A 22,685-nucleotide genomic window follows, 5' to 3' on the forward strand; every position below is an offset into this window, starting at 1 on the left:
CGTAGGGTATGGAGCAGTTATCTGCGGTTCCACATATGGGCACCGACGCAGGACCTGCTGCCTGCGGCGTCATCAAGTCGAACGTCGTGTCGGTGTCGAGCGACCCGTCGCTGTCTTACGGGACCGGCTCTGCCACGAATGCGCCGATGCTGCCGCGTGGCTCACCGACTACCTGGCGGAGCGCGGCGGTGGGGCCCGGTGCTGGAGGTGTTGGACGAAGGACACCAGGCAGGCTTCTCCAAGGACACCCTGAAGCGGACCAAGACTAGAGGCAGGGTGCGCTCTGAGAAGGCCGACTTCGGTGGCAGCTGGGTGTGGCGGATCAGCCCGATAAGGCACCAAGAGAGTGAAGAGAGCAGTACTGGCGACACCGCTCCCATCGCCACCCTTCTCGCGCTCTTCGCAGCAGGACGACCATCCGCCGCCGTCGCATGAGGTTCCCCCGGTAGCCCGGTGGCTTTCCAGGCATGGTCCGATAGGGCCTGAAGGGAGTCGTCCGTGGCACCACCGAAGAAGTACCCCGACGAGTTGAGGGCCCGTGCGGTCCGGTTGTACCGGGAGTCCGACCCGAAGCCGGTGATCCGGCGCCTGGCCGGGCAGCTGGGCGTGCACCCGGAGGCGTTGCGGAACTGGATCCGGCAGGACGAGGCCGACCGCGGCGAGCGGGGCGACCGGCCCTCCGCGACCGAGCCGGAGGAGCTGCGTCGGCTGCGCCAGGAGAACGCGGAACTGAAGCGGGCCAACGAGATCCTGAAGACCGCGTCCGCGTTTTTCGCGGCGGAACCCGACCCGACCCGGCGACGGTCGTGAAGCTCGTCGAGCAGCTTCGCGGCCGCTTCGGGGTCGAGTTCGTCCTCCGGGTCCTGGGTGTCTCCTCCTCCACCTACCGCGGTTGGGTGGCCCGCCAGGCCGACCCGTCGGATCGCGAACGCGAGGACCGGGCGATCACCGCCGAGATCACCGACATCCACACCGCCTCCGGTGGAACCTACGGCAGCCCGCGGGTGCACCAGGTGCTGCGGCGTCGGGGTGTCCGCGTGTCGCGCAAGCGTGTCGAGCGGCTGATGCGCCAGGCCGGCCTGCAGGGCGCTTTCCTGCGCAAACAGGGGGGCGGATGCCGTCGACCAGGCGGGATCCGCGGGCCGCACCGGCGCCCGATCGGGTGAACCGGGACTTCACCGCGCCCGCGCCGGACCGGTTGTGGGTGGCCGACGCGACCCGGATCCGCACCGGCGAGGGCGTCTTCTGGCTCGCGGCCGTCCGTGACGCGTTCTCCAACCGGATCGTGGGCTGGAAGACCAGCGACCGCTATGACACCGGCCTGGTCCTGGGCGCCCTGGAGTACGCGATCTGGTCGCGTGACGTGCGCGACGGGCAGCTGATCCACCACAGCGACCGCGGCTCGACCTATACGGCCTTCCGGTTGGCGGAACGGTTGGCGGACGGAATCCTGCCGTCGATGGGGTCGGTCGGCGACTCGTACGACAATGCCTTGATGGAGAACTTCTTCTCCACGCTGAAGATCGAACTGGTCTACCGGCGGTCCTGGCGCACCCGCGACGAAGCCGAGAACGACCTGTTCGCCTACATCGACGGACCCTGTTGCCCAATTTTCATGCGGCATGAGGGAGGTCGAGCCCCGCCACGTAGGAGATTCGAGTCGGCGCGAGTGGTGTTCCGTTCCACCAGGCGTCCAGCCGGATCAGGTTGACGGCGGCAGCGGTGAAGATGTGCGCAAGATGCGTTTTGGCCAGGCTTGTGTAGCGTGAGCGGCGTACTCCGGTGACGGCGACGGCTTGGTGGATGGTGCCCTCGACACCGGCACGGGTGGCGTAGCGTTGCTTCCATTCCTCGGTGGCCTGCTTTGCCCGGACACGTTCGAGCAGAACGTTCTGCTCCTGAGGACGGATGGTCAGTTGCCTGCCGTAGCGGTGTGAGCTGGTGCACTGGTCGCGCACAGGGCAGGGCGCGCAGGTGCCGGTGGCGAACCGGATCCGGATCGCCGGACGCTTGCCGCTGTCGAAGCCTTCGGTCCAGTACTTACTGGTTGCTCCGGTCGGGCACGTGGCCTGTTTGCCCGACCAGTCGATCTCGAAGGCTTCCGTGCTGAAGTCCTTGTGTCCGTTGGCCTGTCGCGTGGTGTTCGATCGCACCGGACCGACAACGGCCACGCCGTGCTCGGCCTGGGATTCCAGCAGCAGCTCGGCGGAGGTGTAGCCGGCGTCGACGAGGTGTTCGGCGGGCAGTAGGTCCTTGTCGCGGAGGCGGTTGTGGATCTGATCGAGGACCACGGCGTCGTTCACGGTGGCGTCGGTGGTCAGGACGTCGGTGATCAGGTGGGGCCGTCCGGTCTCGGCAGTGTCGTCGCAGGTTTCACTGAGGTGGACCTTGTAACCGTCCCACCCCATCCCTCGCTTCATCCCGTATCTGGAATCGGTGTCGTACGGGGAGGTGATCCGGTCCCGACTGGGTGGGAGATCGTCCTTTCCCCGCAAGGATGCCGTCTGCTCGTCGCCGTCGCCGACTCGGTGGTACTGCTGAAGCCATACGGCCCGCAGGATCTCCACCGCGGGAATCTCGCGCAGCCATGTCGGTGCGGCGGGCGAGAAGACCGCTTCCAACAGCCGGTAACCGTCGTCGCCGATCTGTCGAGCCTGGGCGGCCCGTTCGTCCTCGGCCCGAGGCAGCCGGTAGGCGTCGGTCCGTACTCCGTACCGCTGCCGCCACACCGGCTCCATCCACCCACCGAGCCACTCCGGTGACGCCGCGGCCAACGCCTCCAGCGCCGCCCGCAGCGTCTCCCCGACGAACTCCAAGCGGTTGAGCGACCGGACCGCGGCCAGCACATGGGTCGAATCGGTCCGCTGTCTGCCCCTGCCCACCACCAAGCCCAGTTCCGTCAGGCGACCCAACAGCATGTCGAGGACCGTCTCCTCCAGGTCGTGGGCGAGCAGGCGGTCACGAAAACCGGTGAGCACTGTGAAGTCGAAGCCCGTATGCGACAACTCCAAGCCCAGCAAGTACTTCCAGTCGATCCGCGACCTGACCGCGTGCGCGGCCTGGCGATCGGTCAGGTTCTCCGCGAACTGCAACACGCTGACCAACGCCAACTGTCCAGGCGAGATTCCCGGCCTGCCCCGTACACCGAACGCCGACCTGAAGACCTCGTCGTCGAACAACGGCCCCAACCGGTCACGGACGTTCATCGCCAAGCATCCCTTGGGAAACGCCGCCCGAGCCACTTGGGCAGTCAACTCAGGGACTTCCGACCACGCCCGTGGTTGCAGCGACACTAACAGCTCCACTCGCATGCGGGACAAGACCAACATGTTGATCATGCACCACGACGATCACACCGGGATGAGGGCCATGGGAATTGGGCAACAGGGTCATCGACGGGTTCTACAACACCGAACGCATCCAAAAGGACCTCGCCTGGCTCAGCCCCGACGAGTACGAAGCCGCTTGGCACGCCGCTCAGACCCAGCCAGATACCATCCCGGCGGCACCGACCGCATCCAGGTAACAACCGCCTCGGGTTATCGGGGGAACCTCACTCCATGCGCGTTCCGAGGTCGGCGGCGAGGTTCCTGGCCTGCTGGGTCGTCCACTCCCGGGTCGGGTGGGAGGTGACGTCGGTGACGTGCAGGCGGCGGGTGCCGTGTTCGAGGAACACCAACGCGTAGAGCCGCTTGCCGAGCATGGTGTCGAGGTGGAGGAAGTCCGCCGCGATGACGCCCCGGGCCTGGGTGGTGAGGAACTCCCGCCAGGTCGGACCGGTGCGGCGTGGTGCCGGGTCGATGCCCGCTTGGTGCGGGATCCGCCAGACCGTCGAGTGGGCGATGCGGTGGCCGAGTCGGGCCAGTTCACCCTGGATCCGCCGATGACCCCACCGCGGGTTCTCCCCGGCGAGCCGCAGCACGAGCGTCTTGACCGCTGGCCGGGTCGATGGGCGTCCGGTACGTCGACGCGCGGAGTGGTCCCACTTGCGGGCCATGAGTCTGCGGTGCCAGGCGAGCAGGGTGCCCGGCGTGACCGGAAAGACCCCCGCCACCGGGGCGATCCACCAGCGCGGACAGGGCGGCGAACCAGAACCGGTCCGCGGGCTCGAAGCGGACAGGACCCGTCAGCTGCCGGCGAAGAACCGCGTTCTCGTGCCGCAGCACCAGCAGCTCGGCATCCTTTAGCCGTCTCGCAGCGCAGCAGCACCGACGGAACTGACAGCAACCTCCGGGTCAACCTGTACAGCAGAGACACGATCACCCGACCATGCTCCCAACACCGTGACAGCCTCGCTCTACCAGCAACGGTGACTTTTCGAGCGGCACAGGCAGCAGATCCTGACCCTGCTCGACGACGCGGCCCGTAGCACCCCGCGCCCGGAGGGCACCTCGGACAAGCAGCACCACCTCGCAGTGCTGGCGGCGCAACGCGACACGCTCCTCGACGCCCGTGACGACGGTGCGTTCGACGCCGACGCGTTGTCCGCCGCACTGCACAACATCGACGCGGAGCAGATCACCCTCGAACTGCGCCGCAGCCCAACCGGGTGATCACCCGCGCCGAGGCGACCGGGCTCGGTCCTGTGCACCGCTCGAAGGAATGGTGTCCGACGCTGCGGAATCGCGTTCGGGCTCCTGGTTTCAGCGTGCCGACACCAGCGCCGTCCAGGCGTTGGCGGCCGCGTGCTCGGCCGGCAGCACGGTCTCGGCGAGCAGCCAGTGACGCACCAGGCCGATGAACGAGCCGGCTGCGCAGTGGGCCCGCAGCCGGACGGCCTCCTCGTCCCGCATGGCCTTCCCGTCGACGGAGAGCTGGTGGACCACCTGTTCGGCGACCAGGCGGTGCAGGTGGTCGATGAACCGGGCGGAGCCGCACGGGCCCAGCATCCGCCGGTACAGCACCCGGGCGGACTCGATGTGGCGGAACACCTCGACCAGTTCCGCCGGCATCGTCGCCGGCAGCACGACCAGCGGGCAGCGGGCGATCAGGCCGCCGAGACGGCTCAGCTCGCCGTCCATCGCGTCCAGCAGCAAATCGTCGCGGTCCCGGTAATGCTGGTAGACCGTCGCCCGGTTGATGGTCGCCCGCTCCGCGACGTGGGCGATGGTGATCGTGTCCAGTTCGCGCTCGGCGGCCAGTTCCAGCGCCGCGGCCTGCAACAGCACCCGGGTCCGCAGTACCCGGGGGTCGACGCGCTTGGGCCCGGCGTCTGTCGTCGGCTTCGCCATTTCCCCAGCTTACCCCGCCTATGCGACAGATGTCGCAGACCCGGCGGGCGACTTCGGATCGGCCAGCAGGCCGTACTCGATGGCCCGCACCACGGCCAGCGTCCGGTTCGGGCTGTTCAGCTTCGCCAGGACGTTGCCCATCAGCCGCTTCACCCCGTGCTCGGAGATCTGGAGCTGTCGCGCCACCTGCTTGTTGCTCAGCCCCTCGGCCACCCGCCGCAGCACCTCCAGTTCCCGCGGCGTCAGCCCGCTGCCCATCGGACCCCACTGCTGGGTCCCCGCCGTCGACTGCCTGCCCAGCACCCGCCGGGCCAGCACCGGAGACAGGTAGAACTTGCCCGCCATCACGTCGGCGACGGCATCGGCGAGGACGTTCGGCGTCAGCCCCGACCAGTCGACCAGCGCGTGCACGCAGGAGTGCACCTCCCCGAGCGCGCCGACCCCCTCGGTCCCGTCGACCAGCAGCAGGAGGGGCGTGTCGAACGCGGCCGGCCCGCCCGGCGAGGGTAAGTCGGTCGCGCACATCACCATCAAGTCGGGGATGGCGGCTGCGGCACGCACTGCCTCCTCGGCGGTGCCGTGGCAGACGACGGCGTCGACACCGGCGACCTGCGCCAGCATGGCCGCCACGCCGTACCTCTTCACCTCGTTGTCCATGATCAGTGCGAGTTGCATGACGTTCCCTCCGATCGACACGTGGAACCCCCTGTGAGAAGTCACGCGAAGTGGTCGTGGATCGAATGCCCCACTACAGCCCCGAGTGTCGAGCCGTGGCCGCCCGTGCACCCTGGGCGCGCGCGGTGGTGCGGCGCACACCGGGGCGCGACCCTCCGGCGAGCACGTCGGTCGACCCTCAGTGGAGCGTTGCCGCTCGACGACCATCCCCCGTTCGGCCTGCTCCACCGGACGGAGATCCGCGGCGACCCGGGTCCGGGGCAGCAGGCTGTCGCCATGCAACACGTCCCCGCTGTACTCGGGCTGTACTGGAGCTGTACGTCGGAGGTCCGCCGCACGTTCGCCCACCCGGCGCGCGATCGGGACTACCCGGACGGAGTACCCGATCGTGCGGGTGCCCGCTCGCGAAAGTGCCGGTGGTACGGATAGGGAGCGGGGCGGGTGGCGACGCGATGCTGCTGGTCGAGTTCGTCCGCGCGACCACGGAGGTATGGCGATGAGCCCCGCTGAGCTGAACCCGCACGACCCGGGGAGGTCGGACGTAGAGGCCGAGGTGTGCGTCGTCGGCGGCGGGCCGACCGCGCTGTACGCGGCGCTGCGGTGCGCGCGTGCCGGGCGGTCGGTGGTACTGCTCTCGGCCAAGGCCGAGTTCGAGCCCGCTGGGACGGGCATCTCGCCGCTGGTGGCCCCGCCGACCCTGGCGTTGCTGGCCGCCGAGGGCGTCGAGGCCGAGCTGGAGGAGGGCGGGCAGCGGGTCCTGGGCGTCGAGGACCACGGCAGCACCGGGGTGCTGTCCGCTTGGCGCTACGCCGACCACGACGGCATCGACCGCCCGCACGGGCTGACCGTGCCGACCGGCACGCTGACCCAGGCGCTGCTCGCCCGGCTGCGGGCGGAGCCGACGGCGGACGTCCGCGCGGGTGAGACCGTGACGGCGGTCGAGCAGGACGACCACGGCGTGACGGCCACCGGCACGGGCGCCCGGATCCGGGCCCGGTACCTGATCGCCGCCGATGGTCGGCGGTCGGCGGTGCGGGACCTGGTGGGGATCCCGGTGACCGAGTCGACGTTCGACCGGCCCGCGTGGCTGAGCGTGGTGCCCGCCGTGCCGGACCGCGAGCCCGTGCTCGTCGTGCGGCACCAGGCACCGCGCGCGTTGTTCGCCATCCCCACACCCCGGCGCACGGTCGCCGTCGTGTGGTCGCCGGACCGGGACGGGGAGGAGCCGCTGGACCGGGGTGGGTCCGCCGTGTTGGCCGAGCAGGTCAAGGCGGTCGACCCGGAGCTGTCGGACTGGCTGTCCGAGGTCGCCGACCGCACGTCGCCGCCGGTGCGGCTCGGGTTCTCGCTGTGGCGCGCCGCTTCCTGGCGGGCGGGCCGGGTGCTGTTGCTGGGCGAGACCGCGAACGGTTTCCACACCCTCGGCGGGCAAGGCCTCAACCAGTCGCTCCAGAGCGCGGCATCGTCGGCCCGCGCGGTCGACGACGCGCTTCGACCCGGCGGCATCGCGCGGATCGACGACTACGAGCGGGTCCGGCGCCCGTACGTCGAGCTGTTGCAGGACACCCAGTGGCAGGTGCAGGCGCTGCGCTCCTACAGCACGGCACCGCCGGAGCGGGGCGCGCACCAGGACTTCATCGGGGTGATGACCAGACTCCAGCCCGAACTCGCCGAACAACTGGCCCGTCCGGCCTGACCCCGCACCGGAAGGACACCGCACGGAGGACGTCGCCGGGACATCGCCACGCAGACGCGATCGGCCGTCCACGACGATCCGGACATCGGAGCCGCATGGCGAGAGGAGGGGGCCCGACCGGGCCCCCTCCTCTCGCCACGCGGGCTGCCACCCGTCCTCCGGGGACGGACGGCGGCCGGTGGTTCAGACCGGAGCCTTCCCGTGTTCCAGGTAGGCGACGGCCTCGCCCACGGAGGTGAGCTTCTCGACCACCGAGTTCGGGACTTCGACGCCGAGCCGCCGCTGCACCAGGACGAACACCGACACCATGGCCAGCGAGTCGAGTTCGAGGTCCGACACGAACGCGCTGTCCAGTTCGATCCGGCCGGCCGGTATCTCGGCGACCTCGTCGATGATCTCCCTCAACACCTGTAGTACGTCCTGCCCGGTGGTGCTCATGATCGTCCTCCTCGGTCCGGTTCGGGTGGTGGGGCGGTGGCGGGCAGCGGCGGGTCGACCGGCGGCGTGGGCAGCCGGACCACCTGGCCCGCCCACACCAGACCGGTGCCGAACGCCAGCAGCAGCGCCAGGCCGCCCGGTCGCGCGGCGCCCGAGGCGAGCAACTCGTGCATCGCCAGCGGGATCGACGCCGCCGACGTGTTGCCGTGCTCGGTGATGCTGCGCGCGACCACCACGTGGTCGGGCAGCCCCAGCTCGACGGCGAGCTGTTCGGTGATCCGCAGGTTGGCCTGGTGCGGGATGAACGAGTCCAGGTCGCCGACCGCCACCCCGGCCCGGTCCAGTGCCTGCCCGGCGACCGGCCCGAGTTCGTAGGAGGCCCACCGGAACACGTCGCGGCCGCTCATGGTGATCGCCGGCCACCGGGCGCCGGGATCGTCGCGCAGGGCGTCCCACGGGACGGTCTGCCGGATCAGGTCCCGCTGCGCCCCGTCGGAACCCCACACCACCGGGCCGATCCCCGGTTCCTCGCTGGGGCCGACCACGACCGCGCCCGCGCCGTCGCCGAACAGGAACGCCGTCTGCCGGTCGTCGTGGTCGGTCAGGTCGGTCAGCCGCTCCACGGCGACGACGAGTACGTACCGGGCGCTGCCGGCGGCCACCATGTCGGAGGCGAGCGACACCCCGTAGCAGAAGCCCGCGCAGCCGGCCGAGATGTCGAAGGCGGCGGGAGAACCCGTGCCCAGCCGGTGCGCCAGCACCGCCGCCAGCGACGGCAGCTGGCGCAGGTAGGTCACCGTGGCGACGAGGACGCAGCCGATGTCGCCGGCCGCCACCCCGGCGTTCTTCAGCGCCCGCTCGGCCGCCGCGGCGGCCATGAACTCCACCGTCTCCGTCGTGTCCGCCCAGTACCGGGTCCGGATGCCGGAGCGGCTGTGGATCCACTCGTCGGAACTCTGGATCCGGTCGACCAGCGCGTCGTTGGTGATCCGCAGCGACGGGACGTAGCTGCCGATGCCGAGCAGGGCGGTGGATGCACCGCGCAGCGCCGGGCTCACGACCGGATCCCCGTCGATGCGAACTGCTCCGGCGCGAGCTTTTCCGGTGCGAACTCCTCTGGTGCGAACTCCTCTGGAGCGAAATCCTCTGGGCCGCACCAGCGGACCAGCGCGGCGCCCATGCTGAAGCCCGAGCCGAACGCGGCGAGCACCACCTGATCGCCGGGGGACAGCCGGCCGGTGTCCTCGGCCTCCCGGAGCACGAGGGGCACGCTCGCGCCGGAGGTGTTGCCGTACTTCTCGATGTTGACCACCGTCCGGTCCATCGGCACGCCGATGGCGGCCATGATCTCCCGGACGATGTAGAGGTTCGCCTGGTGCAGCGCGAACAGGTCGATGTCCTCGACCTCCCGCCCGGCGGCGGCGAGCAGCTCCTCGACGAACGGCGGCACCTCGCCGACCGCGAGACCGTGCACCGCGTTGCCGTCCAGCGTGGAGAAGTTGTCACCGAACCCGCTGGACAGCCGGGTGCCGTCGCGGCGGGTCCGCCGCTCGCGCGCGACCCGCACCGCCTGGTACGCCGACGGGTCGCTGCGCAGCAGCGTCGTGCCGATGCCGAGTCCGGGCGTGCAGGGCTCCAGCAGGTAGCAGGCCGCGCCGTCGCCGAAGATGACCGCGGGGCCGGGGTCCTTCCAGTCCATCGTCCTGGTGCTGACGTCGGCCAGCACCACGGCGACCCGGCGGTATTGCCCGGAGGCCAGGTACTTGGCGCCCACGTCGAGGGCGAACACGCCACCGGGGCAGGCGCCGCTGTTCACGTCGAACCCGGCCGCCCCCACCGCCCCGGACTTGTCGATCACGAGCATCGCGGTGGGCGGCGCCATGTGGTCCGGGGTGTAGGTGCCGCACACGACCAGGTCCACTTCGGACGGACGCACGCCCGCCCGGGCGCAGGCGTCCAGCAGCGCGGCGGCGCCCAGGTCGGAGGTCCACTGGTCGTCGGCGGCCATCCGCCGGGTCCGCACCCCGATGTTCTCCCGGATCCAGTCGTCCCTGGTGAGCAGTATCCGTTCGAGGTCGGCGTTGCTGACGACCCGGTCGGGCAGGTACCTGCCGATCGACCGGATGCCCACGCCCCTCGGTCGGGTGCGTTCGCGCAGATGCTCCATGGCGGGCCCAACACCTACTTCCGCGGGTTCGGGTGACAACGTCGGGTCAGATGAATTTCCGCTTGTTCTCGCGGCGGTCCGCCCTGGCCTTCTCCCACGCGCCGACCGCCTCGGCCAGCAGGTGCGGGTGCCCGTGCAGCACCTCGCCCAGCGCCTTCTCCGCGTCGGCCGGGTCCGCGAGGAACTCCGTCCGGTCGCGGCCGTCCAGCGACCGCAGGAAGTTCTCGCCCAGCACGACGAGCTTCCCGCCGGGCACCACCCGCGAGCACAGCACGGTGTAGGACAGCGGGGACTCCTCGGAGGTGAGGTGGAAGTCGACGATCCACGCGTAGTCGGGGATCTCCAACGGCTCGTCGGCGAAGCGGTAGACCGGCGTCCACTCGTCGTCCACGCCCGAGCGCAGCACCGTGCGGTAGCCGTCCCGCTCGACCACCCGGAACCGCCACCCGCCGTCGGCCTGGGGCGTGCCGGAGAGTCGCAGCGGCTCGGTCGGGGAGTGCAGCAGGAACCCGACGTCGACCAGCCAGTCCTCGCCCTCGGCCTCGACGACCAGCACGAGGTGGTCCCAGCGCGACCACCACTCGCCGCCGACCCGCCACATCTGGGCCGCCACCAATCGCGCCCGGAACCCGACGCCGCGCAGGAAGCGGCCGAGCAGGGGAGTGGTCTCCAGGCACGTGCCGCCGCGCCGGCGGCGGACCACCCGGTCGAACGCGGCGGTGTGCTCCAGGTCAGGTACGGCGCCGTCGAGCACGTCGAGGAACTCGTACGGCACGGCGTGCAGGTGGGCGGTGGTCACGGCGCGCAGGTACTCGGCGGTCGGCTCCAGCGGTCCGGTGTGGCCGATGCGCCGCAGGTAGTCGTGCCACGGCAGGGCTGCGGTCGTGGCGGTGCGGGACGGGGAAGCGACGTGTTCCAAGGCACTCTCCGATGGCTGTCGGTGCGCGGGGCTGCGCGACGTCACCCCGTCGGAATCGTGGTCCGGCGCCGCGGCGGCGGTAAGACCCGACCGCCCTGCTCGATGGGCTAGGCGGCGGTGCACCGGTCGCGGCGGGTGTTGTGCCACGCGGATCAGGTCTTGGCGGCCCCGGCGGGTGCCGGGAGAGTTCGCCCGGCGACCGAAACCGCGACCCGGAGGGCACCCGATGGACAGCAACGCCGTCGCGGACGGCGGCCCGGAGCCGACGGCCCGCTGGGGCCGGGCCCTGCCGCCGCACCTGGTCGACCGGCAGCTGGCCGTCCGCATGGGCATCGAGATCGTCTCGTGGGACCCCGACCGGATGGTCGGCACGATGCCCGTCGAGGGCAACCAGCAGCCGCTGGGCTGGCTGCACGGCGGGGCGAACGCCGTCCTCGCCGAGACCCTCGGCTCGCTGGCGGCCGGGGTCCACGTCGCCTCGCGCGGTGCCGTCGCGGGGCTCGAACTGTCCTGCACGCACCACAGGTCGGTCCGCCGGGGCGTCGTCACCGGGGTCTGCACCCCGTTGCTGCTGGGCGACCGGGTGGTGACCTACCAGGTGTCCATCAGCGACGACCGCGGCCGACTGACCTGCACCGCCCGGCTGACCTGCCTGGTGGGCAAGCGCTGAACCGAGAGGCGGTCCCATGTCCACTCCAGCCGTGCGGCTGCCGGGCGGCCGGTCCGCCGACCCGGGGGAGTTCCGCAAGGTGATGGGGTTGTTCCCCACGGGCGTCACGGTGGTCACGGCGGGCCGGGGCGAGCGGACCGAGGCGGTGACCGCGAGCGCGGTGGCCTCGATCTCGCTCGACCCGCCGCTGGTGCTGGTGAGCCTGCGCGCCGCCGGGAGGCTGCCGACGGCGATCGACGGTGCGGGTGGTTTCGCGGTCAACGTCCTCGCCGCCGACCAGGAGCGCCTGTCCGCGCTGTTCGCGGCACGCGATCGGCCGCGCGGCGTGGCGGCCTTGGAACGCCTGGGCGGCACTGTCGGCGCGAGCGGCCACGTCGTGCTGCCCAGCGCCGTGCTCTCACTGGAGTGCCGGACCGAGCACCGCTATCCCGGCGGCGATCACGTGCTGTTCCTCGGCCGGGTCCTCGCCGTGCACGCGGCCGAGCCGGTCAAGGCGCCCCTGGTGCACCACCGGGGTGCCTACCACCGCCTGCACCACCTCAGCGACTGAACAGGAGAAGCGCTCATGGCACGTTCCGTGCTGGTCACCGGGGGCAATCGCGGCATCGGTCTGGCCGTGGCCAGGAAATTCGCCGCGCACGGGGACGCGGTGGCCGTCACCCACCGGGGTTCCGGCGCCCCCGAGGGCCTGCTGGGCGTCAAGTGCGACGTGACCGACACCGACCAGGTGTCCCGGGCCTTCGCCGAGGTGGCGGCGGTCAACGGGCCGGTCGAGGTGCTGGTGGCCAACGCGGGCATCACCCGGGACGGCCTGCTGATGCGGATGGACGACGACCAGTTCCTCGGCGTGCTGGACACCAACCTCGGCGGCGCGTTCCGGGTGGCCCGGCACGCGGCCACCGACATGGTGCGGCGGCGCGGCGGGCGGATGGTGTTCCTGTCCTCGGTCGCCGGGCTGCGGGGATCACCGGGCCAGGCCAACTACGCGTCGAGCAAGGCGGGGCTGGTGGGCCTGGCCCGCTCGCTGGCCCGCGAGTTCGGGTCGCGCGGCATCACGGTGAACGTCGTCGCCCCGGGGCTGGTGGACACCGACATGACCGAGCAGCTCAGCGCGCAGCGCAAGGAGCAGATCCTGGCCGACGTGCCGCTGGGGCGCAGCGCCGCTCCGGAGGAGGTCGCCGACGCGGTCTTCTGGCTGGCTTCGCCGGGCGCGGCCTACGTGACCGGTGCGGTGCTGCCGGTGGACGGTGGTCTCGGGATGGGCCACTGACGGTAGCCCGGCGCGGGCCGGTTCGGCTCGCCGCTCCGGTCCGCGCCACCGATGCGGTGTCGTCCGCCGCCACTCGGGGCCGCGAACCTCCTGCCGCGAACCTCCTGCCGCGAACCTCCTGCCGCGGTCCGCACCGCGGACCGGGTGCTTCAGCGTGCCACCCGGACCAGCGCGTCACCCCGCACGGTGACCGGACCGTCCACGACCCGGACGGTGAGCGACAACCGCACCCGCCGCTCGCCGTCGTGCTCCGCCAGGTCCTTGACCTTGGCCGCGCACCGGATCCGGGCACCCACCGGCGTGGCGGCGGCGAAGCGCACCCGGAACGACAGCAGATCGGCGACCGGCACCCATTCGGTGACCAGCCGGCCCAGGAACCCCATGGACAGCATGCCGTGCGCGATGACGTCGGACAGGCCCGCGGCGCGGGCCGCGTCCGGGTCGAGGTGGATGGGGTTGGGGTCACCCGAGGCGTCCGCGAACCGGACCAGCAGCGCCCGGGTGATCCGCAGCTCCGGCAGCTCCGGCAGCTCGGTGCCGACCTCCACGTCGGCCAGGCTGAACGCGCTCACCGGTCCTCCCCGACGGACGCGGAGAGGCGGACCGCGATGATCTGGTGGTGGTCGGCGACCGGCTCGCCGTCGGTGTCGGTCACCGCCGTGTCCTGCACGACGAACTCCATCCCGCCGCGCCCGTAGATGTCGGTGATCACCGTGGAGAAAGTCAGCCGCTCCCCGGCGTAGGCGGTGCGGTGGTAGACGAACCCCTGCTCGACGTGCAGCACGCGGCGCAGCTCCACCCCCATCGCGGTCAACACGTCCGAGGGGTTCCGGAACTCCAGTCCGAACAGGAACGTCGGCGGGACCGGGAGATCCGGGTGCTTCGCCGCCCGCGCGACTCCGAGGTCGGCGAACACCCCGCCGCCGACACCCAGCACCTCGGCGAACGACGCCACCTCGCTCCGGTCCACCTCCACGGTGAACGGCGCGAGCCGCGTGCCGATGAACGCCCGGTCGATCTCCTGCCCCCTTTCGCGCGTCGGACCGCCATCCACCGACGTGCTGCCGAGCCGTGCGGAACCCACAACCGACCTCCTGCGCTCGCGTACCGGGACCTCGCGCCAGCATCGCGCTCGCGGCCCGGCCCGCGACAGCCCCGACGAACCTGTCCGACCGGCCACCCCGCATGGTGTGCGATCCGGCGTGAAACCTCGCCCGGCAACGGAAAGCACGCATGTGCCCGGTCGGCGCGCTCCGGTGGGCCCCTCGATCGGGCACACCGTCCGCGCCTCCCACCCGCTGCCCGGACCCGGCGAAGCTGGCGGTGCGCCCACAGCGCGGAGCGGTGCCACCGCCCGCAAGTCGTCGCCCGTCGAATCGAGGATCACCATGGCTGTTCCGGACGAGTGGTGGGCAGGGCACGGCGGCTACGCCGCCCGCGTCCTGTCGGCACTGGTCGCCGACCCCGACCGGGTCGCCCTGCACTGGCGGGGACGCGGCGTCACCGCCCGCGAGGTGACCGACGCGGTCGCCGGGATCGCCGACACCCTGCGCCGGCTGGACATCGGGCAGGGGGACGTCGTCGGCGTGATGGTGGCGCCCAACAGCCCGGACATGCTCACCGCGCGCTACGCGGCCCACCTGGTCGGCGCCGCGGTCTGCTACGTGCGATCGACCAACCCGGGTTCCGCCGACCCCGTGCTGTCCGAGGAGGAGCAGCTGCGCATCCTGCTGGACACCCGGGCCCGCGGGCTGTTCACCGATACCGGGAACGAGGACCGCGCGAAGCGACTCGTGGACCGGGCGCGCGGCCTGGTCGCCCTGGTCGGCTTCGACCTGGACCCGGCGGGGGCCACGGCGGTGGCTTCCGCCGACCGGGCGAACCTCGCGCCGGCCGCCGCCTGGGACCCGGCGGCGCTCGCGGTGATCGGCTTCACCAGCGGCAGCACCGGCCGGGCCAAGGGCATCAGCCTCCAGGCCAGGGCATGGGAGAGCACGGTGGTCGCCACCGAGGAGTCGATCACCGAACCCGACCCCGCGATCCTGGTCACGACCCCGTTGAGCCACACGGTGGCGCCGATGGCCGACGCGGTGCTGGCCCGGGGCGGGGTCGTCGTCCTGCACGAGGAGACCCGGCCGGGGCCCGTGCTCGACGCCCTGCGGCAGCACCGGATCACGCGGACGTTCGTGGCCACCCCCCACCTGTACGAGTTGCTCGACCACAGCAGGACCGCGCCGGCCGACCTGTCGTCGCTGCGGCTGCTCATCTACAGCGGGTCGCCGGCGGCACCCGCGCGGATCGCGGAGGCGGCGCGCGCGTTCGGGCCGGTGCTGGTCCAGGGCTACGGGACCAGCGAGTGCGGCCGGATCACGTTCCTGGGCCCCGGCGACCACTTCGACGAGACGGTGCTGTCCAGCGTCGGCCACCCGTTCCCGGAGATCGAGGTCGAGGTGCGCGAACCGGGTTCCGACCGGGCGGTGGCCGTCGGCGAGACGGGCGAGGTGTGCGTGCGCTCCCCGCACGTGATGCGCGAGTACTGGGCCGACCCGGCGCGGACGTCCCGGGTGCTGCGCGACGGGTGGTACCGCACGGGCGACATCGGCCGGCTCGACGAGCGCGGCTACCTGTACCTGCTCGACCGGATCGCCGACGTGGTGAAGGCCGATGGCGTCAAGGTCTACCCGGCCGTGGTGGAACGCGAGATCCAGTCGATCCCCGGTGTCGCGCACGCCGCGGTCTACGGGGTCCGCGACGAGGACAACGCGGAGCACGTCCACGCCGCGATCGTGCTCCGCCCGGGAGCGCGGGTCGGCGTGGACGAAGTGCGCGAGCGGGTCCGCACCGCGCTGTCGGCCGCGCACGCACCCGAGCACGTGCGGCTGCTCGACGCGTTGCCGCTCAACGGATCCGGAAAGCCGGACAAGGCACGACTGCGCGGCGAGGAACTCGCCGCGCGGGTGCCCCGGTGACCGCCCGCGCATCGAACCGACCGTACCGAGGGAGTGGGTTGACGTGACGAACCGGCACATGGACTTCTTCGTCCGCGAGATGGCGGACTTCGGCCCGCGGAAGCGGGAGTTCCTCGAGATCGGGCGCAGGGCGGGCCTGTTCCCCAGCGCGGTGGCGCGTCAGGGCCCGGACGGCACCGAGGCCGAGATCAGCGTCTGGTGCAGCAACGACTACCTCGGCATGGGGCAGAACCCGTTCGTCCTGGAGGCGATCAAGGACGCGGTCGACGCGTTCGGGGCCGGCTCCGGCGGTTCCCGCAACATCGGCGGGACCAACCACTACCACGTCCTGTTGGAGAAGGAGCTCGCGGCGCTGCACGGCAAGGAGGCCGCGCTGATCTTCCCGTCCGGCTACACCGCCAACGACGGCGCCCTGTCCGTTCTCGCGGGCCGCGCTCCGGACACGGTGGTCTTCTCCGACCAGCTCAACCACGCGTCCATCATCGACGGGCTGCGCCACAGCGGCGCCGAGAAGCGCATCTTCCGGCACAACGACGTGGCGCACCTGGAGGAACTGCTGGCCACCGCCGACCCGGACCGCCCCAAGCTGGTCGTAGCCGAGTCCGTGTACTCGATGTCGGGCGACATCGCGCCCTTGGCGCAGATCGCCGAGGTCTCGCACCGCTACCACGCCACGACGTTCCTCGACGAGGTGCACGCCGTGGGCATGTACGGGCCGCAGGGCGCGGGCATCGCCGCCCGTGAAGGACTGGCGGACCGGTTCACGGTCTTCATGGGCACGCTGGCCAAGGGCTTCGGCACCGCCGGCGGGTACATCGCCGGCCCGGCCGCGCTGGTGGACGCCGTTCGCAGCTGGTCGCGGTCGTTCATCTTCACCACCTCGCTGCCGCCCGCCACCGCCGCGGGCGCCCTGGCCGCCGTCCGACACCTCAGGTCGTCCGAGGTCGAGCGGGAACGGCTCGCGGCGAACGCGCGACTGATGCACCGCCTGCTGACCGAGCGGCGCATCCCGTTCATCTCCGACCAGTCGCACATCATCGCGGTGTTCGTCGGCGAGGACCAGTTGTGCCGCCAGGCCTCCGCGCTGCTGCTGCGGCGGCACGGGATCTACGTCCAAGCCATCAACGCGCCGAGCGTGCGGACCGGCGAGGAGATCCTCCGGGTCGCACCCTCGGCCACCCACACGGCCGGCGACGTCGAGAAGTTCGTGGAAGCGCTGGACGGCATCTGGCAGGAGCTCGGGATCCCCACCGGGCCGACTGCGGGATGACCTGGCGGGCGGACGCGGCCGCCGATCACGGCCGGTGCGCGGCGGGGGAGCGCGCCGAGGGGAGATCCCGTCCCCGGCGCTCCCCCTTCGCCCGACGGCGATCGCCGTCGGGCGGGTCGACGAGGAGGGAGTCCTGATGTCCGTGTCGTTGGCGGCCGTGCTCGCCGAGTCCGCCGCCCGGTACCCGGACCGGCCGGCGGTGGTGTTCGAGTCGCGGAAGACGTCCTATCGGGAGCTGTGGTGGTGGGCGCGGAAGTACGCGGCGGTGCTGCGGGACCACGGGATCGGGCGCGGTGACCGGGTCGCGCTGCTGCTTCCGAACTCGCCACACCTCCCGATGGCGTACTTCGGCGTGCTGGCGTTGGGCGCGGTGGTGGTGCCGGTGCACGCGCTGTCCAAAGCAGACGAGATCGAGCACGTGCTGCGGGACTCCGGGGCCGCGGCGCTGGTCTGCGCCGGATCGCTGCTGGAGCAGGGCGGTGAGGCCGCCCGGCGTGCCGGCGTGCCGGTGTTCACCGTCGTGGCGGACGACGGGCTCCGGTTGGACGTGGCGGCCGGCCCTGCCGCTCCGATCGAACGGTACGCGCCGTGCGCGCCCGACGACGCGGCGATGGTCCTGTACACCTCGGGAACGACGGGCAAGCCCAAGGGCGCGGTGCTGACGCACCTGGGCGTCACGATGAACATCACCGTCACGATGCTGTCCCCGTTCGACTTCCGGGCCGACGACGTGTTGCTGGGCGCGCTGCCGCTGTTCCACATATTCGGCCAGGTCTGCGGCATGTGCGTGTGCTTCCGGGCCGGTGCCACCCTGGTGCTGATGCCGGCGTTCGACGCGGCGCGTGCGATCGAGTTGATGGCCGAGCACCGGTGCACGGTGTTCATGGGCGTCCCGACGATGTACATGGCGCTGTTGCGCGCCATGGGGACAGCGACGGTGCGCCCGCGCCTGCACCGCGCGTACTCGGGTGGGCAGGCACTGCCGGTGAAGGTCCTGGAGGACTTCGAGGACCGGTTCGGCTGCCCGGTCTACGAGGGGTACGGCCTGACCGAGACCTCGCCGGTGGTCGCCTACAACCAGCCTGCGTGGCCGAGGAAACCGGGCACCGTGGGGCTGCCGGTCTGGGGCGTCGAGGTGGCCATCGCCCGGGCCGACGTGGACGGCCGGGTCGAGCTGCTGCCCGCCGGCGAGGTGGGCGAGGTCGTCATCCGGGGCCACAACGTCATGGCCGGCTACCTGAACCGGCCGGAGGCCACGGCCGAGGTCCTGGTGGACGGCTGGTTCCGCTCGGGCGACCTGGGCAGGAAGGACGAGGACGGCTATCTGTCCATAGTGGACCGCAAGAAGGACGTGGTGCTGCGCGGCGGGTACAACGTGTACCCGCGCGAGGTCGAGGAAGTCCTGATGCGCCACCCGGCCGTCGCGCAGGTGGCGGTCATCGGCGTTCCGCACCCCACGCACGGCGAGGAGGTTTGCGCGGTGGTGCTCCCGGCGCCGGGAGCGCGGCCGGGCGCCGATCTCGGGGTGGAGATCGAGACGTGGAGCAAGGCGCGGATGGCGCCCTACAAGTACCCGCGCCGGGTGGAGTTCGTCGACGGGTTCCCGCTCGGGGTGGGCGGCAAGGTGCTCAAACGCGAGCTGGTGGCCCGCTTCGCCCGCTGAGCCTCACCGCCGTCCACGACGATCCGGACGTCGGCGCAGGAGCTTCCGGACTTCGACGGCGGTGCTCCGGCTCGGGACCCGAGCCGGAGCACGGCACTTCCGGGTTCACCGTGCGGCGAGCTCCAGGGCTTTGGAGACGGCCCGACCGTAGGACTCGGTGACTCCGCCGAGCGAGCCGTTGAACTTCGGTGCGACGAACCTGGCGAGCAGCTCGAAGCTGCGCTTGAGCGCGCTCCGGTCCGCCCAGTCCAGGACGGTGACCAGCAGCCGCCCGAACCCGCCCGTCTCGTCCTGCACGTCCCGGATGGCCTGGACGCAGTCGTCGACCGAGCCGATGACGCTGCCACGCCGGTCGATCAGCTCCTCCAGCGCCTTGCGCGCCTCCGCCCGGGAGTGCACCCGCGGTGCGCCGAGCAGGGCCCAGTACTCGTTGCGGTACCGCATCCAGCCGTCCACGATCTCGTCCAGGGCCTGCTCGCGGCTGTCGGACACGTGCACCGACAGCGCCACCCGCCAGTCGCCGCGGTCGAGCTTCCGGCCGTGCTCGGCCGCCGCCGCCTCGGCGTGCTGCCACTGCCCGACCAGGTCGCCGATCCGGCTGCCCGGCCGCGGCGGGATGCCGAAGGAGATCGGGCTGATGCCGTACTGGCCCGCGAGCCGCATGCCGAACGGGGAGACCGCGCTGGACACCGCCATCGGCAGTCCCGCCGGCGAGTGGGGACGCAACTGCAACCGGGCGTCCCGCACCTCGAACCAGTCGGTGCGCACGGTCACCGGCACGGTGTCGTGGAGCAGCTTGTGGATCACGTCGAGGGCCTCGGCGGTGCGCCGTCGCGTGTCCGCCGGGTCGATGCCCAGCAGGTGCATGTCGGTCGGGATCGACCCGGCCCCGACGCCCAGCGTGAACCGCCCGCGCGTCAGCTGGTCGAGCTGGACGGCTCGCGAGGCGACCATGAACGGGTGGTGGTAGGGCAGGCTGACCACGCCGGTCCCGAGCCGGATGTGCCGGGTCCGCTCGGCCGCCGTGGCGATGAACAGCTCGGGTGAGCTGATCGTGCCCCAGCCCGCCGAGTGGTGTTCGCCGACCCACAGCTCGTCGTAGCCGAGCTGGTCGAGCCATTCGGCCAGTTCGAGGTCGCGCCACAGGCTCAGCGACGGGTCCTCGCCGAGCGGGTGGAGGGGGGAGAGGAAGGCGCCGAAGCCGATCCGGTCCATTGTGGACTCCTCAGTCAGTGGTGGACGTGTCGGGGTGGGCCGCCGCGGTGCACAGCCCGACCAGCTGCCCGAGCCAGCCGTACGCCGGATGCGGTGGGTCCGCTGGCACGGCGGGGCGCCCCCGGGTCGCGCGGCGCAGCAGCAGCGCCACGGCCGCGTCTTCGCCGAGCGGCAGGCGCCCGAGCGGGTGTTCCGCGCCGAGGCGGTCGCGCACCCAGGTGACCCGGTCGTTCGGCGCCAGTTCCACGCCGATCACCAGCACCTGCTCCAGCTCGTCGTCGAACAGCAGGAGGTCGGCCAGCCGCAGTGCCGAACCGGCGAGGTCCTCGCACGCCGAAACGCAGCTGACGGGGCCGGTGATGCCGTACTGACGGGCCAGGTGGCCCAGGATGGAGGTGGTCACCGACTGGAAGAACAGCAGCGGGCTGTGCACCTGGCCCGCGACCAGCTTCCGCGTCGCGAGGTCGGAGGTGGTGGTGTCGCCGCACGCCGTGGCAAGCACGATCGCGGTCCGTTCGCCGAGCCCGTGGATCAGGTCGCCGCCCGGCGCACCCAGGCACTGCTCGGCGACCGCCGCGACCAGCGGGTTGAACCTCGACGTGACGAAGCCGGGCACGGAGGTCAGGTCGACCGGCGCCGCGCCGGGCACGTCCCGCGCCCGCTCACCCCAGGGCGCCAGGCAGGCCGCGCCCACGACGGCACGCGGTAGGTCGGACGTCGTCATCGCAATCCTCTCGGCGTGGTGGAGCACGGTGCTCACACCCGTTTCAGGACGAGCGCGGCGTTCACCCCGCCGAAGGCGGCGTTGAGGGACAGCGCGTGGGTGATCGGCGCGCGGCGGCCCACGTCGGGCAGGTAGTCCAGGTCGCACTCGGGATCGGGCACCCGCAGGCTCGCCGTCGGCGGCAACAGGCCCTCGCGCAGCGCGAGCAGCGTGATCACCGCCTCCACCGCGCCGGTGGCCTCCAGCATGTGGCCGGTGCTGCCCTTGGTGGAGCTGATGGGCACGGCGGGCGCGTGCGCGCCGAGGATCCGGCGCAGGCCGGCGGTCTCGGCCACGTCGTTGAGCGGGGTGCCGGTGCCGTGCGCGTTGACGTAGCCCAGCTGCCCCACGTCCACCTCGGCGCTGCGCAGCGCGGCCCGCGCCGCCCGGACCAGTCCCTTGCCCTTCGGGTGCGGCTTGATGACGTGGTGGGCGTCGGAGGACATGCCCCAGCCGGCGACCTCGGCGAGCGGTTCGGCGCCTCGCGCCCGGGCGCGCTCGGCCGACTCCAGCACCAGCACGGCCGCGCCGTCGCCGTGCAGCAGGCCGTCCCGGTCGGCCGCGAACGGCCGCACCGCGCCGGACCTGCTCAGCGCCTTGCCCGAGTCGAACTTCGCGAACACGTCCTCGGTGACCAGGTACGCGCCGCCGCACACCACCGCGTCGGCCAGCCCGCGCCGGACGAGTTCCGCGCCGTGGCCGATCGCGTTCGTCGACGCGACGCAGGCGTTGACGAACGCGAGCCGGGGCGTGCCGAGCCCGAACGCCGCGCCCATCGACTCCGGCAGGTGACCGGGCAGGCTGTCCACTGTCCGGGGGTTGCCGGGGTCCCGACCCTCGGCGTGGTCGGTCCAGAACGACCGCGCCGCCGAGTGGTCGCCGTTGGTCCCCAGCAGCACGGGCGCACCGGCCGCGTCGGTGCCCGACATGCGCAGCGCCTCGGCGGCGCACGCGTGCAGCACCTCGGCCTGCGTCGGCGTGTAGCCGGGCTTGACCGGCACGCCGGGCATCTCCGGGCCGTCGCCCTCGTAGGTCGCGGCGTGCGCGGCGTGGTAGGGGGTGCTGTCGAAGCGGGTGACCGGCGCGAAGCCGGGCCGGCCGGTGAAGACGTTGTCCAGCAACGCCTCCGGCCCGAAGCCGAAGGCGGTCAGGACGCCGTACCCGGTGATCACGACCTCACGGGACATGCCGTGCTCCTTCCAGCGCGCCGGCCTGCACCCGGCGCAGGACGAGGTGGAGCGAGCCGATGGAGTCGCTGGCGGCGACCTCGTCCTCGTCCTCGGGGCCGACGACGATCCCGTACTGCTCCTCCAGGTGGTGCAACAGCCACACCGAGGTCAGCGAGTCCAGGACGAGTTCGGTCGAGCTGTCCCACTCGGCGAGCGGGAGGCCGGACTCCCGCAGGAGCCGCGCCACGTCGGACTCGGTGATCACCTGGCCACGCTGCCCGCGGCGGCGGCCGACCGCAGGCCGACCACGGTGTCCACCAGCGCGCCGAGGTCGGGCACGAGGTCTGCGGTCAGCTCGTCCTCCTGGAGTTCGACGCCGTACGCGCCCTCCAGCTGGAGCACCAGCTCGATCATGGCCAGCGACTCCAGCCCCAGGCCCTCCTCGCCGAGCGGGAGGTCGTCCTCGACCCGGTCGGGCAGCGGAATGTTGATCACGTCCCTGATCACGGTCAGGATGAACTCTCGGGTTTCTGCGCGCATCGGTGTCTCCGTTGGGTGGTGGTCGGCCCG

At 71.9% G+C, this 22,685-nt stretch carries 26 protein-coding genes; 11 read left to right on the forward strand and 15 right to left on the reverse strand.

Annotation, left to right across the window (positions count from 1 at the left end):
- Positions 1 to 498 precede the first annotated feature (498 nt).
- From BN6_RS10305 to BN6_RS10310, 3 genes are read left to right on the forward strand one after another with little or no spacing between them, the layout of a single operon-like run.
- Positions 499 to 810, forward strand: coding sequence for a transposase (locus BN6_RS10305; RefSeq protein ID WP_015099543.1), 312 nt, complete (start codon positions 499 to 501; stop codon positions 808 to 810).
- The gene (locus BN6_RS43475) at positions 807 to 1,166 is read left to right on the forward strand and encodes an IS3 family transposase (RefSeq protein ID WP_015099544.1); all 360 of its coding nucleotides are present in this window, start codon (positions 807 to 809) and stop codon (positions 1,164 to 1,166) included. The genes BN6_RS10305 and BN6_RS43475 overlap by 4 nt, the downstream gene beginning before the upstream one ends.
- Positions 1,163 to 1,711 carry a DDE-type integrase/transposase/recombinase gene (locus tag BN6_RS10310; protein WP_231905185.1) on the forward strand — a complete coding sequence of 183 codons (549 nt, stop codon included), beginning with the start codon at positions 1,163 to 1,165 and terminating at the stop codon, positions 1,709 to 1,711. Before BN6_RS43475 ends, BN6_RS10310 begins: the two co-directional genes overlap by 4 nt.
- On the opposite strand, the gene BN6_RS10315 is transcribed toward BN6_RS10310, so the two are convergent.
- Both BN6_RS10315 and BN6_RS10320 read right to left on the reverse strand, forming a co-directional pair.
- A complete protein-coding gene (locus tag BN6_RS10315) occupies positions 1,614 to 3,293 on the reverse strand; it encodes an IS1182 family transposase (RefSeq protein WP_041316446.1) in 1,680 nt (559 codons plus the stop codon). The genes BN6_RS10310 and BN6_RS10315 overlap by 98 nt on opposite strands.
- Before the next feature lie 260 nt (positions 3,294 to 3,553).
- Positions 3,554 to 4,054 carry an IS3 family transposase gene (locus BN6_RS10320; protein WP_015099548.1) on the reverse strand — a complete coding sequence of 167 codons (501 nt, stop codon included), beginning with the start codon at positions 4,052 to 4,054 and terminating at the stop codon, positions 3,554 to 3,556.
- 361 nt (positions 4,055 to 4,415) lie between these two features.
- Here BN6_RS10320 and BN6_RS46565 point away from each other — a divergent pair, with 361 nt between their 5' ends.
- Entirely contained in the window at positions 4,416 to 4,553 is a 138-nt protein-coding gene (locus tag BN6_RS46565; RefSeq protein ID WP_015099549.1) for a hypothetical protein, read from the forward strand.
- A 90-nt stretch (positions 4,554 to 4,643) separates the two neighbouring features.
- Here the strand turns inward: BN6_RS46565 and BN6_RS10325 are convergent, their stop codons facing one another.
- A complete protein-coding gene (locus BN6_RS10325; RefSeq protein ID WP_015099550.1) occupies positions 4,644 to 5,231 on the reverse strand; it encodes a TetR-like C-terminal domain-containing protein in 588 nt (195 codons plus the stop codon).
- 18 nt (positions 5,232 to 5,249) lie between these two features.
- Positions 5,250 to 5,906 (reverse strand): response regulator transcription factor, encoded by a 657-nt coding sequence (locus BN6_RS41740; RefSeq protein ID WP_051075498.1) that lies wholly within the window; start codon positions 5,904 to 5,906, stop codon positions 5,250 to 5,252.
- 496 nt (positions 5,907 to 6,402) lie between these two features.
- Here BN6_RS41740 and BN6_RS10335 point away from each other — a divergent pair, with 496 nt between their 5' ends.
- Positions 6,403 to 7,602 carry an FAD-dependent oxidoreductase gene (locus tag BN6_RS10335; protein WP_015099552.1) on the forward strand — a complete coding sequence of 400 codons (1,200 nt, stop codon included), beginning with the start codon at positions 6,403 to 6,405 and terminating at the stop codon, positions 7,600 to 7,602.
- A 183-nt stretch (positions 7,603 to 7,785) separates the two neighbouring features.
- Here the strand turns inward: BN6_RS10335 and BN6_RS10340 are convergent, their stop codons facing one another.
- The 4 genes from BN6_RS10340 to BN6_RS43480 are packed head-to-tail and all read right to left on the reverse strand — an operon-like array spanning position 7,786 to position 11,126.
- Complete coding sequence (locus tag BN6_RS10340) at positions 7,786 to 8,040, reverse strand: acyl carrier protein (protein WP_015099553.1); 255 nt, start codon at positions 8,038 to 8,040, stop codon at positions 7,786 to 7,788.
- The gene (locus tag BN6_RS10345; RefSeq protein ID WP_015099554.1) at positions 8,037 to 9,098 is read right to left on the reverse strand and encodes a beta-ketoacyl-ACP synthase III; all 1,062 of its coding nucleotides are present in this window, start codon (positions 9,096 to 9,098) and stop codon (positions 8,037 to 8,039) included. The genes BN6_RS10340 and BN6_RS10345 overlap by 4 nt, the downstream gene beginning before the upstream one ends.
- Positions 9,095 to 10,207: a 3-oxoacyl-ACP synthase III family protein gene (locus BN6_RS10350; RefSeq protein ID WP_015099555.1), complete on the reverse strand. Its 1,113-nt coding sequence runs from the start codon at positions 10,205 to 10,207 to the stop codon at positions 9,095 to 9,097. Before BN6_RS10350 ends, BN6_RS10345 begins: the two co-directional genes overlap by 4 nt.
- Before the next feature lie 46 nt (positions 10,208 to 10,253).
- A complete protein-coding gene (locus BN6_RS43480) occupies positions 10,254 to 11,126 on the reverse strand; it encodes an arylamine N-acetyltransferase family protein (protein WP_051075499.1) in 873 nt (290 codons plus the stop codon).
- A 226-nt stretch (positions 11,127 to 11,352) separates the two neighbouring features.
- On the opposite strand from BN6_RS43480, the gene BN6_RS45500 reads away from it, so the two are divergent.
- The 3 genes from BN6_RS45500 to fabG are packed head-to-tail and all read left to right on the forward strand — an operon-like array spanning position 11,353 to position 13,066.
- Positions 11,353 to 11,796 carry a PaaI family thioesterase gene (locus tag BN6_RS45500; protein WP_015099557.1) on the forward strand — a complete coding sequence of 148 codons (444 nt, stop codon included), beginning with the start codon at positions 11,353 to 11,355 and terminating at the stop codon, positions 11,794 to 11,796.
- A gap of 16 nt (positions 11,797 to 11,812) precedes the next feature.
- Positions 11,813 to 12,346 carry a flavin reductase family protein gene (locus tag BN6_RS10365; RefSeq protein ID WP_015099558.1) on the forward strand — a complete coding sequence of 178 codons (534 nt, stop codon included), beginning with the start codon at positions 11,813 to 11,815 and terminating at the stop codon, positions 12,344 to 12,346.
- Between the two features lie 15 nt (positions 12,347 to 12,361).
- On the forward strand, positions 12,362 to 13,066 hold the full coding sequence (gene fabG, locus BN6_RS10370; protein ID WP_015099559.1) for a 3-oxoacyl-ACP reductase FabG: 705 nt from the start codon (positions 12,362 to 12,364) through the stop codon (positions 13,064 to 13,066).
- A 149-nt stretch (positions 13,067 to 13,215) separates the two neighbouring features.
- Here the strand turns inward: fabG and BN6_RS10375 are convergent, their stop codons facing one another.
- The gene (locus tag BN6_RS10375) at positions 13,216 to 13,638 is read right to left on the reverse strand and encodes a MaoC/PaaZ C-terminal domain-containing protein (protein ID WP_015099560.1); all 423 of its coding nucleotides are present in this window, start codon (positions 13,636 to 13,638) and stop codon (positions 13,216 to 13,218) included.
- The gene (locus BN6_RS48535; RefSeq protein WP_051075501.1) at positions 13,635 to 14,150 is read right to left on the reverse strand and encodes an FAS1-like dehydratase domain-containing protein; all 516 of its coding nucleotides are present in this window, start codon (positions 14,148 to 14,150) and stop codon (positions 13,635 to 13,637) included. Before BN6_RS48535 ends, BN6_RS10375 begins: the two co-directional genes overlap by 4 nt.
- 304 nt (positions 14,151 to 14,454) lie before the next feature.
- Here BN6_RS48535 and BN6_RS10385 point away from each other — a divergent pair, with 304 nt between their 5' ends.
- The 3 genes from BN6_RS10385 to BN6_RS10395 all read left to right on the forward strand — a co-directional run bounded on the left by BN6_RS10385 (position 14,455) and on the right by BN6_RS10395 (position 18,968).
- Positions 14,455 to 16,035: a class I adenylate-forming enzyme family protein gene (locus tag BN6_RS10385; protein ID WP_015099562.1), complete on the forward strand. Its 1,581-nt coding sequence runs from the start codon at positions 14,455 to 14,457 to the stop codon at positions 16,033 to 16,035.
- 43 nt (positions 16,036 to 16,078) lie between these two features.
- On the forward strand, positions 16,079 to 17,305 hold the full coding sequence (gene hemA / locus BN6_RS10390) for a 5-aminolevulinate synthase (RefSeq protein WP_015099563.1): 1,227 nt from the start codon (positions 16,079 to 16,081) through the stop codon (positions 17,303 to 17,305).
- Between the two features lie 136 nt (positions 17,306 to 17,441).
- The gene (locus BN6_RS10395; protein WP_015099564.1) at positions 17,442 to 18,968 is read left to right on the forward strand and encodes a long-chain-fatty-acid--CoA ligase; all 1,527 of its coding nucleotides are present in this window, start codon (positions 17,442 to 17,444) and stop codon (positions 18,966 to 18,968) included.
- A 105-nt stretch (positions 18,969 to 19,073) separates the two neighbouring features.
- Here the strand turns inward: BN6_RS10395 and BN6_RS10400 are convergent, their stop codons facing one another.
- The 5 genes from BN6_RS10400 to BN6_RS10420 are packed head-to-tail and all read right to left on the reverse strand — an operon-like array spanning position 19,074 to position 22,655.
- On the reverse strand, positions 19,074 to 20,183 hold the full coding sequence (locus BN6_RS10400; protein WP_015099565.1) for an LLM class flavin-dependent oxidoreductase: 1,110 nt from the start codon (positions 20,181 to 20,183) through the stop codon (positions 19,074 to 19,076).
- A 10-nt stretch (positions 20,184 to 20,193) separates the two neighbouring features.
- Entirely contained in the window at positions 20,194 to 20,907 is a 714-nt protein-coding gene (locus tag BN6_RS41750) for a beta-ketoacyl synthase chain length factor (protein ID WP_015099566.1), read from the reverse strand.
- A 32-nt stretch (positions 20,908 to 20,939) separates the two neighbouring features.
- Entirely contained in the window at positions 20,940 to 22,133 is a 1,194-nt protein-coding gene (locus BN6_RS10410) for a beta-ketoacyl-[acyl-carrier-protein] synthase family protein (RefSeq protein WP_015099567.1), read from the reverse strand.
- Complete coding sequence (locus tag BN6_RS10415) at positions 22,123 to 22,380, reverse strand: hypothetical protein (RefSeq protein ID WP_015099568.1); 258 nt, start codon at positions 22,378 to 22,380, stop codon at positions 22,123 to 22,125. The genes BN6_RS10410 and BN6_RS10415 overlap by 11 nt, the downstream gene beginning before the upstream one ends.
- The gene (locus BN6_RS10420) at positions 22,377 to 22,655 is read right to left on the reverse strand and encodes an acyl carrier protein (protein ID WP_015099569.1); all 279 of its coding nucleotides are present in this window, start codon (positions 22,653 to 22,655) and stop codon (positions 22,377 to 22,379) included. Before BN6_RS10420 ends, BN6_RS10415 begins: the two co-directional genes overlap by 4 nt.
- Positions 22,656 to 22,685 lie beyond the last annotated feature (30 nt).

The sequence above is a fragment of the Saccharothrix espanaensis DSM 44229 genome (genome assembly GCF_000328705.1).
GTDB lineage: Bacteria > Actinomycetota > Actinomycetes > Mycobacteriales > Pseudonocardiaceae > Actinosynnema > Actinosynnema espanaense.